We start from the raw sequence: 15,298 nt of genomic DNA, 5'->3' as shown, positions 1-15,298 counted from the left end.
CAAGCGGGAGGGGGCTGGGGGGTGGGCACCCGCTCTCCACGTCGCGCGACGCTGTTAGCGCGAGCCCACCCCCGGCCCCTCCCGCACGCGGGAGGGGAGTGAGACCCAGACATGCTACATTTCGAACTCGTCACGCCAGAAAAGCTCGTCCGCTCGGAGGAGGTCTACATGGTCGTCGTCCCCGGCACCGAAGGCGATTTCGGCGTCCTCGAAGGCCACGCGCCTTTCATGTCGACGGTCCGCGACGGTGGCGTCCAGATCTTCCGCACGGAGAACGGCACCCCCGAGGTCATCGCGATCAAGGGCGGCTTCGCAGAGGTCAACGCCAAGGGCCTGACCGTCCTCGCCGAGCACGCCGGCGAGTAAGTTCTGCAACTGAACTAAGAGTGTTTCCCCGCGAAGGCGGGGACCCAGACTGGGCACTCGCCTTCGCGGGTGAGCAACCCTAGTTCTCACTTTTCTGCTTCCACCCCGGCGAAGGCCGGGGCCCAATTGGAACGGTCGAAGTAACGAAGCGGCGCACATCATCTGCGTCCCCCAATTGGGCCCCGGCCTCCGCCGGGGTGGCACTACCTCGCGGGGGTCGGAGCCCCGCCCTTACAAGAAATTATAAGGGTCGACGTCCACCGTCACTCGCACCTTGGACGGCCAGTCCAGCTTCCCCAGCCATTCCCGAATAACGTCCTGCACATCCAGTGCCCGCCGCGCATGGACCAGCAGCCGATACCGGTGTCGCCCCCGCAACATCGCCAACGGTGCCGGTGCAGGCCCGTACACGTGCATGCCCTCAACCTCGGGCGCACTCCGCCCCACCAGCTTCGCCGTATCGTGCGCGCAGGATTGATCCTCCGACGACACCACGATCGCCGCGTAACGTCCGAACGGCGGCGCCCCCGCATCCTTCCGCGCATCGGTCTCCGCAGCGTAGAACGCATCCGCGTCACCGGTAATCAGCGCCTGCATCACTTGCGCACCAGGGCTGTGAGTCTGGATGAACACGTGTCCGGGCTTCTCGCCCCGCCCCGCGCGGCCCGATACCTGCCGGATCTGCTGGAACGTCCGCTCCGCCGCTCTGAGGTCGCCGCCATCGAGACCTAGGTCCGCGTCGACCACGCCGACCAGCGTCAGGTTGGGGAAGTGATATCCTTTCGTCACGAGCTGCGTACCGACGACGATGTCGATGTCGCCCGCCTCCATCCGCCCGACGAACTCCGCGGCTTTGGCGGGCGACCAGATCGTGTCCGACGTGACCACGGCCGTTTTCGCCTCGGGGAACAGCGCTGTCACCTCGTCAGCGATCCGCTCCACACCGGGACCGCACGCGACCAGCGTATCCTCGCCCTTGCACTCCGGACACACGCGCGGCGTCGGTTCGGCGTGCCCGCAATGATGGCAAGCCAACCGCCGCGTCAGGCGATGCTCGACCATCCACGCGGTGCAATTGGGGCACTGGAACCGATGCCCGCACGTCCGGCACAACGTCAGCGGCGCATACCCCCGCCGGTTGAGGAACAACAACGACTGCTCGCGCCGCTCCAGCGTCGCCTGCATCGCCTTCACGAGTCGTGGCGCCAGCCAGCGACCCCGCTCGGGCGGCTCCTTGATGAGATCGATAGGCTCGATCGTCGGCATCTCTGCCGCCCCGAACCGGCCGGGGAGCTTCAACTCCGCGTACCGCCCCGTCGCGACCTGTTGCCGCGTCTCGATCGCCGGCGTGGCGGAGGCGAGGATGACCGGACAGCACTCAAATTTGCCCCGCATCACAGCCACGTCGCGCGCATGATAATGCACGCCCTCTTCCTGCTTGAAACTGGTCTCGTGCGCCTCGTCGACAACGATCAGCCCGAGGTCGCGGTACGGCAGGAACAGGGCCGAGCGCGCGCCCACCGTCACCAGCGCCTCACCACTGGCGATCGCCCTCCAGGCCCGCCGCCGCTGGGTCGAGCGCAGTCCCGAATGCCACGCGATCGGCTCGCACCCGAAGCGGTCGTGGAAGCGCTTGAGGAACGGCTCGGTCAGCGCGATCTCGGGGAGCAGCACCAGCGTCTGGCGCCCGTCGCGGATCGCCTGCGCCACCGCCTCGAAATACACTTCGGTCTTGCCGGACCCCGTAACGCCGTCGAGCAGCGTCGGATGGAACGCATGCTCTGCCACACCCGCCACCAGAGCATCGGCGGCCGCCCGCTGATCCTCGGACAGCGTCGGCTCGTGATACTGCGGATCGGGCACGGGGTAGGGGCTGTCGATACTGACCTCGACCGCCTCGATCGCACCGACCTTCGCCAGTCCCCGGATCACCGCGTCGCTTACCTCGGCAAGCATGGCGAGTTCGCGGATCAGACCCTGGCGATCGCCGATCCGCTCTAATGCCTGCTCACGCTGCGGTGTGAGGCGTGGCGGAACGACGCCCGTCGCCCGGTACTCGACGGCGGTCCGCGCACCTTCCAACGCCGAAGTCGACGCCAGCGTCATGCGCAACACCGACGCCGCCGGGGCGAGGTAATAATCTGCCGTCCATTCGACCAACCGCCGCAACGGCGCCCCCAGCGGCGGCACGTCGGCGACCGCGAGCAGGTTGCGCAACCGGTTGTCGCCGACCTCCGCATCGGACGGCATCCGCTCGGCCTCCCACACCACGCCGAGCAACTGCCTTGGCCCCAGCGGTGCAACCACGACCGAGCCCGGCTCGACGCTCATGCCGGCGGGCACGCGGTAATCGAGCGGCCCGAGGGCGGCGTTGAGGATCAGGACACGGGCGCGGGACGACATCGTGTCGGTATATGGGGACAGATCGACTCCGCGTGAACCGTCTACGTCGGGTCGGTCGCCGCGACGTTACGCGGCGTTGCGGTTCGGCCGGCGGCGTTCGCCTACGCGGGCGCGCTTCGCCTTGTACAGGATCGTGTCGGCACGGTGGATGAAGTCGCGGAGCGAATGGCAATCGCGGTCGAGGGCAGTGATGCCGACCGTGCCTGCGCTGACCATCGCGAGACCGTTCAGCGCAATCGGAAAGCGCAACGCTTCCTCCAGCCTGCTGCAGATATACTCCGGATTCGCGGTCATCCCGGGATCCTCGATCAGAATCGCGAACTCGTCCCCACCGACGCGTGCGGCAAAGCTGTTCTTCAGCCAGGGAGATTTCAAGATCCGGCCGACGCCGCGCAACACGTCGTCGCCCGCCGTATGACCAAGCGTATCGTTGATCGCCTTGAACCCATCGAGATCGACCAGCGCGAGCAACAGCGGCGTACCGTCCGCATGCGACCGCGTCATCGCGGCGTCCAGCGCGCGATCGAAGGCGGCGCGGTTGGCTATACCGGTCAGCGAATCCGTATTCGCCGACCGCCGGAGGTTGACCTCGAGCGCGTGGCGTTCGGTCACGTCCTGGAAGACACCGACCAGTGCGACGGTCTGGCCCTCGACGGTTTCGCACTCGCCGAGAACCCGGACGCGGCGCTGTTCGCCTTGCGCGGTCTTGAAGTCGACTTCGATATCGAACGGTGCGCCGGTTTCGATCGTTTGCCGAAGCGACGCGTTCAACTCGTCGCGCGCGTGCGGAGGATAGAACCCCATCGCGACGGGCATGTCGAGCATGTCGCCGACGGGCAGGCCGTGGATACGGTATACGCCGTCCGACCATTGCAGCTTGTCGTCGGCCAACGTGACGCGCCACGACCCGATCGCCGCCATTCGCTCCGCCTGCCGGAACACGCGGTCCTGCCGCGCGAGTGCCGCCGCCTGGCGATCGGCGGTGGTGGCAATCGCGATCGCTTGGCGTGCAGCGGACCGCGCAGCGATCATCGCCTCGGCCAGCGTCGCGAGATGCGTCAGCGCCTTGCGACCGGCGTCGTTCAGCGAACGCGGGACAGTGTCGACGACACAGATCGAACCGATCGCATATTGTTCGCCATGTTCGTCCTTGGCATGAACAGGAGCACCTGCGTAGAATCGTATGCCATCGGGTCGCTGCGTGAAGGGATTGGCGGCAAACCGGATATCGCCCGCCAGATCTTCGATAACCAGCGGCGACTGGCTTTGGATCGTGTAGCTGCACATGCCGACTTCGCGCGAGATTTCCCCGCGTTCCCCGTCGCTTGCGGCTTTTATCCAAAGACGTTCACTATCGACGAGCGTCAGTAGAGCGTTAGGGCAACCCAGCATTTCCGCGGCGAGCGCTACGAGCGCGTCGAATTCGCGTTCGGGCTCGCTATCCAGCAATGCAAGTGCGTGAAGCGCTGCTACGCGTTGTGCTTCATCTGAAAAGGTGTTCGTCATGAGATCGACAGCCGGCATGAGGCTCGAATATAATGATCGGGTTAATTTTTGTTTGCCTGTTCCGGGTGTTACTGTCGACCTGATGCAGGTTGATACAGATATCGCGACCGAAACGCTGCCACCCTCGATGCTGTGGGCGACGCATCTCGAGCGTGATCGGCGGCGATCGGTCCATACCGTTCGCGCCTATCGCGCTGCTGCCGAGCGGCTGACGGCGTTTCTGAACGGGCATTGGGGTGAGCGCGTGGATCGCGCCGCCCTCTCGCGAGTGACGGCGGCGGACCTCCGTGGGTATCTTGCGTTTCGGCGCGAGAATGGCCTCGGCAATGCATCGGCGGCGCGCGAATTGTCGGCGGTGCGGGGGTTCCTCGCCTGGGCGAACGAGGCCGCCGAACAGCCGCGGTTGCGCGGGCCGCGGGTCAAGCGGGGCCTGCCACGACCGATCTCGCCCGCCGAGGCGGTCGCCTTGGCGGGGGACGTCGCCGACGATGCCAGCGAGCCGTGGATCGGCGCGCGTGACTGGGCGGTGTTGCTGCTGCTGTACGGCGCAGGGTTGCGCATTGGCGAGGCGCTGACGCTGCCGGGTGGCATCCTGCCGCTCGGCGAGACGGTGCGCGTGCTCGGCAAGCGCGCCAAGACGCGCGTCGTGCCGCTGCTGCCGCAGGTGCGGGAGGCGATCGAGGCCTATGCCGCGCAGACCCCGTGGCCGATCGAACGAGACACGCCCCTGTTCCGGGGTGCGAAGGGCGGTCCGCTATCCCCCGTGATGATCCGTCGCGCGGTGCGCATGGCGCGGGCTCGGCTGGGTCTCGGCGAGCGGACTACGCCGCATGCGTTGCGGCACAGCTTCGCGACACATTTGCTGGGGCGGGGGGCGGATCTGCGCGCGCTACAGGAGTTGCTTGGCCATGCGAGCCTGAGCTCGACTCAGGTCTATACGCAGGTCGACGCGGCGCATCTGATGGACGTGTATCGGAACGCGCATCCGCGGGCCTGAGATGCTCAGGCCGAGCCCTTGGGCTTCCACGTGACGACGCGCCAGACATAGCCGACGATGATGACCGCGAACGTCGCGACCGCGACCGGCCCGACATAGCGGTCGAGTTCTTCGAAGTGCGAGCCGAGCAATATCCCGGCATAGGTCAGCACGGTGTTCCAGATCGCGCTGCCGGCCGCGGTCCAGATCACGAACTGCCAGATCGGCATCCGCGTCATCCCCGCGGGCAGCGAGATGACGGTGCGGAAGGTCGGCATGAACCGGAACACGAAAATCACCCAGCCGCCGCGCTTGACGAAGAAACGGTGGATTGTCTCGACGTCGGACCATTCCATCGTCAGCCAGCGGCCGTTGCGCTCGATGAACGGGCGGAAGCGTTCGTAGCCGATGTTGCGGCCGATATAATACCAGAAGTAATTGCCGACCACCGAGCCTGCGGTGCCCCAGGCGATCAGCGGCACGACGCTCATGTTGCCGCGCGCGACCGCCATGCCGCCAAGCCCCATGATGACCTCGGACGGCACCGGCGGCACGATATTCTCGAGCGCCATCAGCAGGAAGATACCGAAATATCCGCCCCAGGCGATGAGATCGAGGATGAATTCGGTCATGGGTATGAGATACTGCCGGGACGCCGGATGGGTTCCGCGAGGCGGCTATTCCGCGATCAACTGAACAGGTGCCCTACCACCCCGGCGGAGGCCGGGGCCCAATTGGGGGACGGTTATGACGGAGGACGGCGCTCCGTTACTACGACCTTTCCAATTGGGCCCCGGCCTTCGCCGGGGTGGTGTTCGGTGCCTACCGCGCCACGACTTTCGCCTCGATCGCATCCCAGATCATGCCGGCGACATCGGTCCCATCGAACTTCTCGATCGCCACGATCCCCGTCGGCGACGTCACGTTGATCTCGGTCAGCCAGGTGCCGCCGATCACGTCGATCCCGACGAACAGCAACCCGCGCTTCTTCAGCTCCGGCCCGAGCACCGCACAGATCTCGCGCTCCTTGTCGGTCAGTTCGGTCTTCTCCGCCGAGCCGCCGACCGCGAGGTTCGACCGGATTTCGCCTTCACCCGGCAGCCGGTTGATCGCGCCCGCGACTTCGCCGTCGATGAGCACGATCCGCTTGTCGCCCTTCGCGACGTCGGGAAGGAACGCCTGCACCATGTGCGGCTCTCGCCACGTCATGTTGAAGACCTCCATCAGCGCCGACAAATTGGCACCGTCCGACTCGACCTTGAAGATCGCCTTGCCGCCATTGCCGTGGAGCGGCTTGATGACGATCGCGCCGTGCTCGGCGAGAAACTTTCGCGCTTCGTCGAGCGAGCGCGTCACTAGCGTGGGCGGCATGAACTGGGGATAGTCGAGCACGAACACCTTTTCGGGCGCGTTCCGGACCTGCGCGGGATCGTTCACGACGAGCGTCTTGTCGGCGATCCGCTCGAGCAGATGCGTCGCGGTGATGTAGCCGAGATCGAACGGGGGATCCTGGCGCATCAGCACGACGTCGGCCTCGTCGCCAAGGTCGAGGTTCACGGGTTCGCCGACGCTGAAATGATCGCCGACGACGCGCTGCACGGTAACCGGATGCGCCTTCGCCCAGACCCGGCCGTCGCGGTAGTTCAAATCCTCGGCCGAGTAATGGAAGAGCTGATGGCCCCGGTCCTGCGCGGACAACATCAGCGCGAACGTCGAGTCGCCGGCGATGTTGATGCTGTCGAGCGGGTCCATCTGGACGGCGACGGTGAGGCTCATGCGTCTTCCTTCTGTTCGGTCGAGCGCATGTAGGCGCGGGCGGGCGCGAAGTCATCGGGTGACGTCGTTTCAATCAGCTCCGTCATCCTGACGAAAGTCAGAACCCAGAGCCATGAAGGATGCCCTCAATTACCCTGGGTCCTGACTTTCGTCAGGATGACGGAAGCTTTGCGGGTTGCTACCCGATCCAGGCATTCTCGATGTGCCGCGGCCGCGTACCCGGCGCGAGCAGGATCACGTCGACGCGAATGTCGTCGCCCGGCCCGGCATAGCGCGACATCAGATATTCCGCCGCCGCCGCGACGCGGGCGAGGCGGCGTTCGTCGATCGCAAAGTCGAGTTCTGCGGCGGTCGCGCGGGTCTTGACCTCGACGAAGGCGATCAGGTTTCCCTTTCGCGCTACGAGATCGACCTCCCCAGCGGGCGTGCGGACCCGGCGATCGAGTATACTCCACCCCTTCAGCCGCAGCCACCACCCCGCCAGCCGCTCGCCGCGACGCCCGGCAATCTCTGCGGAACGGCGGTCACGCATGCCTGCTCCCATCCCTGAAAGGGAGGGGTTGGGGGTGGGTTGGCCGATTGGCTGTTGCTGCGGACCCCAAGCAGCCGACCCACCCCCGTCCCCTCCCTTCCAGAGAGGGGGGAAGAAGGGCGATCACCCTTTTTCCGCCTTCAGTTCCAGCGCCCGCGCGTAAAGCGCCTTCCGGTCGAGGCCGAGTTTCTTCGCGACTTCGCTTGCGGCTTGGCCAGTGGACAGGCGGGTGAGCGCTTCGGTCAACGCCGCATCCCCATCCTCCACGCTCGCCGGCGGCGCCTCGCCCGGCGGCGCCACGACGATCACGATCTCCCCACGAGGCGGCGCGTCCGCATACCGTTCGGCCAAAGTTGAGAGCGTCCCCGTCACCGCTTCCTCGAACTTCTTGCTGATCTCGCGCGTCACCGCCGCCTCGCGGTCGCCGAGCCCTTCCAGCAGCGCCGCCAGACACGCCCCCAACCTTGGCCCCGACTCATACATCACGAGAGTCGCGCGAATGGTGGCAACCTCCGCGATCGCCTCCGCCCGCGCATGCATCTTCGACGGCAGGAACCCCACGAACAGGAACCGGTCGGTCGGCAGCCCCGCCAGCGTCAGCGCCGCCACCGCTGCGCACGGCCCCGGGATCGTCACCACCAGATGCCCCGCCGCGCGCGCATCACGCACCAGCTTGAACCCCGGATCCGAAATCAGCGGCGTCCCCGCATCCGATACCAAAGCCACCGCCTGCGTCGCCATCCGCGCGATCAGCGCCGGTCGCACGCCCTCCGCACTGTGGTCGTGATACGGCACCATCGGCGTCTTCGTGCCGATGTGACGGAGCAGCCCGGCGGTCACGCGGCTGTCCTCTACCGCGATCACGTCGGCGCGGCGGAGGATGTCGGCGGCGCGCGGCGACAGATCGCCAAGATTGCCGATCGGGGTCGCGACGATGTAGAGGCCGGGATCGAGAAGAGTTTCAGGGTTCATGGGGACGGTCATGGCAGACGCGACGACGATAGGGCAATCCGGCCCGCTTTCGATGGGCACATTCGGGCGATGGGCGACGCTTGCCGCGGCGTGCCTGCTCGGCGCGTGCCAGACGATCGTCCCGCGCGGCCCCGTCGAGCCGTCGCGGCAGCGCCCGACCACGCGCCCGGTCGATCGTCCCGATATCGGTGTCGAGACCGGCATCCCGCGTGATGTCGAGCGCAACCGCGTCGCGCTGCTCGTGCCGCTGTCGGGCAGCAATGCGGGCGTCGGCACCTCGATCGCCAACGCGACGATGCTGGCCTTGCTCGACACGCAGAACCAGCGCGTCCGGATCACCAACTACGACACCGCGACCGGTGCCGCCGCCGCCGCCCAGCGCGCGATCGCGGAAGGCGCGCAGCTGATCCTGGGGCCGCTGCTCGCCGACGACGTTCGCGCGGTCGCACCGATCGCGCGCGCCGCGAACATCCCGGTGCTGAGCTTCTCCAACGATCTCGGCGTCGCGGGCAACGGCGCGTATCTGATGGGCTATGTCCCGACCCAGTCGATCGCGCGCGTCGTCGATTTCGCCAAGGAGCGCGGCGTCAGCAACTTCGCCGGCCTCGTCCCCAACGGGTTGTACGGCGAGCGCGCCTCGACCGCGTTCCTCCGCGCGGTCGAAGGCGCGGGTGGCCAGGTCGTCTCGCTCCAGACCTACGCGCGCGGTCCCGGCGGCATATCCGGTGCGGTCACGCGGCTTGCGGCGAAGGCGCCTTATGACGCGGTCCTGATCGCCGACGGTGGCGCCACCGCAGCCTCGGCGGCGGCGATGGTCAAGCGCGGCGGCGGTGCGTCTACGCGCATACTCGGCACCGAACTCTGGAATTCCGACACCAGCATCGCCGCCAAACCCGCACTGTCCGGCGCCTGGTACGCCAGCGTCTCGGACACGCTGTACCGCCAATACGCCGCCAAATACCGCGCACGCTTCGGCGCCGGGCCATATCGCCTGTCGAGCCTCGGCTATGATTCGGTCCTGCTGACGGTCCGCATCGCCCGCGACTGGAAGCCCGGCACGCCGTTCCCGGTCAACCGTCTGCGCGACGGCGACGGCTTCGCCGGCATCGACGGCGCGTTCCGCTTCGGCCGCGACAACGTTGCCGAGCGCGCGCTGGAAGTGAAGGAAATCCGCGGCGGCACGACCACGGTGGTCTCGCCCGCGCCGGCCGGGTTTGGGAAGTAGCATCTTCCCCCCTCCCTGGAAGGGAGGGGTAGGGGGTGGGTCGGCCAATTGGCTATCGACGTGCCCGCCCCATACCGACCCACCCCCGGCCCCTCCCTTTCAGGGAGGGGGGAAGAATAATGCAGCCGCCTAGGCGGTGACGATTTCCGGCAGGATCGCGTCGAGGAGTAGCGCGCCGGCTTCGGTAACTCGCAGCCGTCCCGGCGTGTGGGCAATCAGCTCCAGCTCCTCCAACCGCGCCACGGCCGCCAGATCGACCGGCACAATACCCGCGTTCAGCGCCGTGATCCGGTCCAGATCCACCCCCTCCGCCAACCGCAACCCCATCAGCAAAGCCTCGGTCGCCCGCGTCGAGGGCGTGAGCGGATCCTCGACCTCCATCCCGTGGCCGTTGCGCTCGATCGCCGCCAGCCAGTTCTCCGGCTTCTTCCGCCGCACCGTCGCCAGCCCGCCACGCCGGCCATGCGCGCCCGGGCCGATCCCGGCATAATCCTGATACCGCCAGTAAGCGAGGTTGTGACGGCTTTCCGACCCCGGCCGCGCATGATTCGACGTCTCGTACGCTGGCAAACCCGCCGCCGCGGTGTCGGCGCGTGTCGCCTCGAACAGATCGGCGGCGGAGTCGCCGTCCGGGATCACGATCCGCCCGGCCAAGGCCTCGGTCGCGAACCGCGTGCCGGCCTCGATCGTCAGCTGATACAGCGAGAGATGTTCCGTCCCCAGGCTCAGCGCGCGCGCGAGTTCCGCACGCCAGTCGTCGAGCCGCTGGCCGGGGAGCGCATAGATCAGGTCGAAACTCACGCGGGGAAACACACTCTGCGCGGTGGCAAGCGCCGCCTGTCCCTCGTTCACGTCATGGGCGCGCCCGAGAAACTTCAGCGCCTGATCGTCGAGCGATTGTAGCCCGAGCGATACCCGGTTCACGCCAGCGCGCGCCAAATCTGCAAACCGTGCCGCCTCGACCGAGGACGGGTTCGCCTCCAGCGTGATCTCTATTCCCTCGGCGAATCCCCAAGCCTTCTCCGCCGCATCCAGCACCGCGGCTACCGTAGACGGCGGCATCAGCGAAGGTGTGCCACCGCCGAAGAAGATTGACTGCAACTTCCGCCCCGGCAACACCCGTGCCTCATGCGCGAGGTCGACCAGCAGCGCATCCCGCCATGCCGCCTGGTCCACCTCCTCGCGAACATGGCTGTTGAAATCGCAATACGGGCATTTCGACACGCAGAACGGCCAATGCACGTAGAGCGCGAGGTCGCTTGCGGAATCAGAGCGGGGGCTTGGTGTTTCGAAGACGGGCATTATCTCGCGCATATGGTCGCACGGGGCGGCCGAAGGAAGCGCAATGACGGCACGGATGGGTTTGGCGATCGCCGGGGCGTTGTTGCTGGCAGGTTGCGCGCAGGGGCCGGAGCGGGTCGTCGAGCGTCGCGACACGATGGCGCCGGCACCGCGCGGGCCAAGCCTGCTCAAAACCGCGATGATGGACGGCCACAACGCCGCGCGCGCCGCCGTCGGCGTGGCGCCGCTCACCTGGAGCGACACGCTGGCGACCACCGCGCGCGCCTATGCCGAGGAACTGGCGCGCACCGGCAAATTCGCGCACGCCCCGCAACCCCAGGGCATGTCGCGCGAAGGCGAGAATTTGTGGACCGGCACGCGCTACGCCTATGCGTATCCCGAGATGATCGGGCATTGGGTCGCCGAGAAGCGCGACTTCATCAACCAGCCGACCCCCGGGTTCAGCCGCACCGGCAAGTTCGAGGACGTTGCGCACTATACCCAGATCGTCTGGCGCGGCTCGACCCAGGTCGGTTGCGCGATGGCAAGCAACACGACCGACGACTATCTCGTGTGCCGCTACTCGCCCCCCGGCAACGTCTTCGGCGAGCGTACTTATTGATCCAGGATAAGCTGTTAGTATGATCTCAGTCGTACTTTCTTAAGCGGTAATCCACTAGCTTGCCTTGATGAAATCAGTAACCAAACCCGATGGCTCTCGGTCCGGTGGCTGCGTCGGATGCCGTGACGGTGCCGGCCTGTCGTTCGCCTTTTCGATGGCGTTCCAGCCGATTGTGGACGTCGAGACGGAGACCGTCTTTGCGTACGAGGCGCTGGTGCGCGGGCCCGAAGGCCAGTCGGCGGCGAGCGTTCTAGGTCAGGTCGATCCGGCGAACCTCTACGCGTTCGACCAGCAATGCCGGGTACGCGCGATCGAGGCATCGGTGAAGGCCGGGTTGCTCGATACGTCGGCGCGACTGTCGATCAATTTTCTCCCGAACGCCGTGTATTCACCCGCCGCGTGCATCCAGTTGACGTTGAAGACCGCGGCTGCGGTCGGGATGCCGACCGACCGGCTGATCTTCGAGTTCACCGAGAACGAGGAGATGCTCGATCCCACGCATGTCGCGAACATCATCGCGACCTATCAGAAGATGGGTTTCGGCACCGCGCTCGACGATTTCGGGGCAGGGCATGCGGGGCTGAACCTGCTCGCGCGGTTCCAGCCGGATATCATCAAGCTCGACATGGAGCTGATCCGCGACATCGACACGAGCCTGCCGCGGCGGATGATCGTCGAGGGCATGCTGAAGATGTGCGCCGGGCTGGGGATCGCGGTGATCGCCGAGGGCGTCGAGACCGAAGGTGAGTACGACGCTCTGCGCGCGCTGGGAGTGCGGTACATCCAGGGGTATCTGCTGGCGAAACCGGCGTTCGAGGCGTTGCCGGCGGTGAATTGGCCTAAGAAGCAGGCGCTGGCAGTCTGAACCACACCTCCTCCGTCATCCTGACGAAAGTCAGGATCCAGAGCCATCAAGGGCAACGCCCATTACCCTGGGTCCTAACTTTCGTCAGGGTGACGGGACGGCGAGGGGGCTCCCCCGCCGCGACGTTCAGAACACCGCAGCTTCCAGCAGCTTGAATGCCTCGTTGCGATGGCTGATCGCGTTCTTCGTTTCGTGCGGAAGTTCGGCGTAGGTCTGGTCGTAGCCGAGCGGCACGAACACCGGGTCGTAGCCGAACCCGACATTGCCGCGCGGCGGCCAGACGAGCGTCCCCTCGGCGCGGCCCTCGAACCATTCGACATGACCGTCGGGCCACGCGAGCGCGAGCACGCTGACGAAATGCGCGCCGCGGGTGACGTCGGGGCCCTTCGCGACCACCGCGTCCTCGACCTTCTGCATCGCCATCATCCAGTCGCGACCGTTCGGCGTTTCCGCCCAGTCGGCGGTGTAGACGCCCGGGTCACCACCCAGCGCATCGACGCAGAGCCCGCTATCGTCGGCGAGCGCGGGGTAGCCCGACAGGTCCGCCGCCGAGCGCGCCTTCAGTTCGGCGTTCGCGAAGAAGGTCGTGCCCGTCTCGATCGGCTCCGGCAAATCGAGCTCGGCGGCGGAGACGACTTCGAGGCCCCGTCCTTCGAGCAACGCGGCGATCTCGCGGACCTTGCCCTTGTTGTGGCTGGCGATGACCAGCTTGCCGGGTGCGAGCTTGCGGATCGCCTGCGGCTCCTTGCCCTCGCCGCTCACTTGGCGACTGCCTTGGCCTGGGCCGCGAAGATGTCCGTGCAGCCGATCCGCGCGAGGCGAAGCAGGCGGAGCAAAGCTTCCTCGTCATAGGTCGCGCCCTCGGCGGTCGCCTGCGCCTCGGCGATGTTGCCGTTTTCGAGCAGCACGAAGTTCGCATCCGCATCCGCGCCCGAATCCTCGATATAGTCGAGGTCGAGCACCGGATTGCCCTGGTAGATGCCGCAGCTGATCGCCGCGACCTTCTGCGTCAGCGGGTCAGCGGTCAGCTTGCCGCTCGCCAGCAGGCCGTCGATCGCGAGCCGCAGCGCGACCCAGCCGCCCGAGATCGATGCGGTGCGCGTGCCGCCGTCGGCCTGGATCACGTCGCAATCGATCACGATCTGGCGCTCGCCGAGCAGCTTCAGGTCGACGACCGCGCGAAGCGACCGCCCGATGAGCCGCTGGATTTCCTGCGTGCGGCCCGACTGCTTGCCCTTGGCGGCCTCGCGGTTGTTGCGCGTGTTGGTGGCGCGCGGGAGCATGCCGTATTCGGCGGTCACCCAGCCTTCGCCCTTGCCGCGCATGAACGGCGGCACCTTTTCTTCGACGCTGGCGGTGACGAGCACTTTGGTGTCGCCGAAGCCGATCAGGACGGAGCCCTCGGCATGCTTGGTGAAGCGCGGCTCGATCGTGATCGCACGCATCTGGTCTGGGGCGCGGCCGGATGGGCGCATAGTCGGTGTCCTAACGGAAGTGAGTGGTTGCCCGCTGCCTAGCCTTTCGTTTCCGTGCTCGCCAGCCCAACCACCGCCGTCATCCTGACGAAAGTCAGGACCCAGGGTAACCGAACGGCGTCCTGTGTGGCTCTGGGTCCTGACTTTCGTCAGGATGACGGGTGGGGGTGAGGCGGGGCGGGTCGCATTCCCCCCTTTGTCCGTCCGTCGATCCGCCCTAGATCAAAGCGATGGCCACGCCCCCCGTCACCGAACTAACCGATCGCGCGCGCGACATTTTTCGTGCGGTGGTCGACAGCTATCTCGCCAGCGGCACGCCGGTCGGGTCGAAGACGATCGCGCAGCTGACGGGTCTGAGCCTCTCGCCCGCCTCGATTCGCGGCGTGATGGGTGAGCTGGAGGGGCTGGGGTTGCTCGCCAGCCCGCATACCAGCGCCGGCCGGATGCCGACCGACCGCGGGCTTCGTCTGTTCGTCGACGGCATGATGCAGGCGATGGAGCCCTCGTTCGAGGAGCGTCAGACGATCGAGGCGCGCGCCGGCGTCGGTGGCCCGGTCGAGGAGGCGCTCGCCGCGACCACGCTCGCGCTCTCCGGGCTGTCGGCGTGCGCAGGGCTGGTGATGGTGCCCAAGCGCGAACTCAAACTCCGCCAGATCGCGTTCGTCGCGCTGTCGCCGGAGCAGGCGCTGGCGGTTCTGGTCAGCGAGGATGGTTCGGTCGAGAACCGCGTGATCGCGCTGCCCAAGGGCATGTCGGCGTCCGCGCTGATCGAGGCGGGCAATTACATGTCGGCGACGCTCGGCGGCCTGACGCTGGCCGAAGCGCGCGGCCGGATCGAACGCGAGCTGACGGATGGACAAGCGGCACTGGACGGCGCGGCGCGGACGTTGGTCGAGCGCGGGATCGCGGTGTGGAGCGAGGATGCGGATCGCCGCCCGGTGCTGATCGTGCGCGGGCAGGGGCGGTTGATCGATGCCGCCGCCGCGGCCGATCTCGACCGCGTTCGCGACCTGCTCGACGATCTTGAGGGAAAGCAGGAAGTCGCATCGCTTCTAGACAGTGCGCGGGCCGGCGATTCGACCCGGATTTTCATCGGTGCGGAGACCAAATTGTTCGCTTTGTCAGGGTCTTCGGTCATCGCGCGACCGTTTCGAGGTCTCGACGGCCGGGTAGTCGGGGTTGTCGGTGTCATAGGCCCCACGCGGTTGAACTATGCGCGCGTCGTGCCCATGGTGGATTTCACGGCTGCAACGCTCGCCCGGTTGATGGGTTGAGCCGGCCTCAAACATAGGGAACATC

15 protein-coding genes are annotated in these 15,298 nt (G+C 66.8%); 6 read left to right on the top strand and 9 right to left on the bottom strand.

Annotated features, from left to right (window positions below; genetic code table 11):
• Positions 1–111 precede the first annotated feature (111 nt).
• Entirely contained in the window at positions 112–366 is a 255-nt protein-coding gene (locus U1708_RS07510; protein ID WP_307086866.1) for an ATP synthase F1 subunit epsilon, read from the top strand.
• Between the two features lie 231 nt (positions 367–597).
• Here U1708_RS07510 and U1708_RS07505 read toward each other — a convergent pair whose 3' ends face one another.
• Both U1708_RS07505 and U1708_RS07500 read right to left on the bottom strand, forming a co-directional pair.
• On the bottom strand, positions 598–2,769 hold the full coding sequence (locus U1708_RS07505) for a primosomal protein N' (RefSeq protein ID WP_332744273.1): 2,172 nt from the start codon (positions 2,767–2,769) through the stop codon (positions 598–600).
• Positions 2,770–2,835: 66 nt separating this feature from the next.
• Complete coding sequence (locus tag U1708_RS07500; protein WP_332744271.1) at positions 2,836–4,275, bottom strand: diguanylate cyclase domain-containing protein; 1,440 nt, start codon at positions 4,273–4,275, stop codon at positions 2,836–2,838.
• A 127-nt stretch (positions 4,276–4,402) separates the two neighbouring features.
• On the opposite strand from U1708_RS07500, the gene U1708_RS07495 reads away from it, so the two are divergent.
• Positions 4,403–5,272, top strand: a complete 870-nt coding sequence (locus tag U1708_RS07495; RefSeq protein WP_443030010.1) for a tyrosine recombinase XerC — start codon at positions 4,403–4,405, stop codon at positions 5,270–5,272.
• 5 nt (positions 5,273–5,277) lie between these two features.
• On the opposite strand, the gene U1708_RS07490 is transcribed toward U1708_RS07495, so the two are convergent.
• The 4 genes from U1708_RS07490 to rsmI all read right to left on the bottom strand — a co-directional run bounded on the left by U1708_RS07490 (position 5,278) and on the right by rsmI (position 8,531).
• Positions 5,278–5,883 carry a DedA family protein gene (locus U1708_RS07490; RefSeq protein WP_332744267.1) on the bottom strand — a complete coding sequence of 202 codons (606 nt, stop codon included), beginning with the start codon at positions 5,881–5,883 and terminating at the stop codon, positions 5,278–5,280.
• A 190-nt stretch (positions 5,884–6,073) separates the two neighbouring features.
• On the bottom strand, positions 6,074–7,027 hold the full coding sequence (gene gshB / locus U1708_RS07485) for a glutathione synthase (protein ID WP_332744265.1): 954 nt from the start codon (positions 7,025–7,027) through the stop codon (positions 6,074–6,076).
• 178 nt (positions 7,028–7,205) lie between these two features.
• A complete protein-coding gene (locus U1708_RS07480) occupies positions 7,206–7,559 on the bottom strand; it encodes a YraN family protein (RefSeq protein WP_332744263.1) in 354 nt (117 codons plus the stop codon).
• Positions 7,560–7,682: 123 nt separating this feature from the next.
• Positions 7,683–8,531, bottom strand: a complete 849-nt coding sequence (gene rsmI, locus U1708_RS07475) for a 16S rRNA (cytidine(1402)-2'-O)-methyltransferase (protein ID WP_332744261.1) — start codon at positions 8,529–8,531, stop codon at positions 7,683–7,685.
• Positions 8,532–8,541: 10 nt separating this feature from the next.
• On the opposite strand from rsmI, the gene U1708_RS07470 reads away from it, so the two are divergent.
• Positions 8,542–9,756 (top strand): penicillin-binding protein activator, encoded by a 1,215-nt coding sequence (locus tag U1708_RS07470; protein WP_332744259.1) that lies wholly within the window; start codon positions 8,542–8,544, stop codon positions 9,754–9,756.
• Positions 9,757–9,885: 129 nt separating this feature from the next.
• On the opposite strand, the gene hemW is transcribed toward U1708_RS07470, so the two are convergent.
• A complete protein-coding gene (gene hemW / locus U1708_RS07465) occupies positions 9,886–11,058 on the bottom strand; it encodes a radical SAM family heme chaperone HemW (RefSeq protein ID WP_332744257.1) in 1,173 nt (390 codons plus the stop codon).
• A 43-nt stretch (positions 11,059–11,101) separates the two neighbouring features.
• Here hemW and U1708_RS07460 point away from each other — a divergent pair, with 43 nt between their 5' ends.
• Both U1708_RS07460 and U1708_RS07455 read left to right on the top strand, forming a co-directional pair.
• Positions 11,102–11,659: a CAP domain-containing protein gene (locus U1708_RS07460; RefSeq protein ID WP_332744255.1), complete on the top strand. Its 558-nt coding sequence runs from the start codon at positions 11,102–11,104 to the stop codon at positions 11,657–11,659.
• Positions 11,660–11,726: 67 nt separating this feature from the next.
• Positions 11,727–12,524, top strand: a complete 798-nt coding sequence (locus U1708_RS07455; RefSeq protein WP_443029991.1) for an EAL domain-containing protein — start codon at positions 11,727–11,729, stop codon at positions 12,522–12,524.
• A gap of 126 nt (positions 12,525–12,650) precedes the next feature.
• On the opposite strand, the gene rdgB is transcribed toward U1708_RS07455, so the two are convergent.
• Positions 12,651–13,286 (bottom strand): RdgB/HAM1 family non-canonical purine NTP pyrophosphatase, encoded by a 636-nt coding sequence (gene rdgB / locus U1708_RS07450; RefSeq protein WP_332744253.1) that lies wholly within the window; start codon positions 13,284–13,286, stop codon positions 12,651–12,653.
• Positions 13,283–13,999, bottom strand: a complete 717-nt coding sequence (gene rph, locus U1708_RS07445) for a ribonuclease PH (RefSeq protein ID WP_056055360.1) — start codon at positions 13,997–13,999, stop codon at positions 13,283–13,285. The genes rdgB and rph overlap by 4 nt, the downstream gene beginning before the upstream one ends.
• A gap of 230 nt (positions 14,000–14,229) precedes the next feature.
• On the opposite strand from rph, the gene hrcA reads away from it, so the two are divergent.
• Positions 14,230–15,273, top strand: coding sequence for a heat-inducible transcriptional repressor HrcA (gene hrcA, locus U1708_RS07440; RefSeq protein WP_307086840.1), 1,044 nt, complete (start codon positions 14,230–14,232; stop codon positions 15,271–15,273).
• The last annotated feature ends 25 nt before the right edge of the window (positions 15,274–15,298 follow it).

Origin of the sequence: Sphingomonas arabinosi (assembly GCF_036663715.1) — a bacterium.
Classification (GTDB): Bacteria; Pseudomonadota; Alphaproteobacteria; order Sphingomonadales; family Sphingomonadaceae; genus Sphingomonas.
Note: the sequence above shows the minus strand (reverse complement) of the source record. Positions and strands in the feature narration are given on the sequence as shown.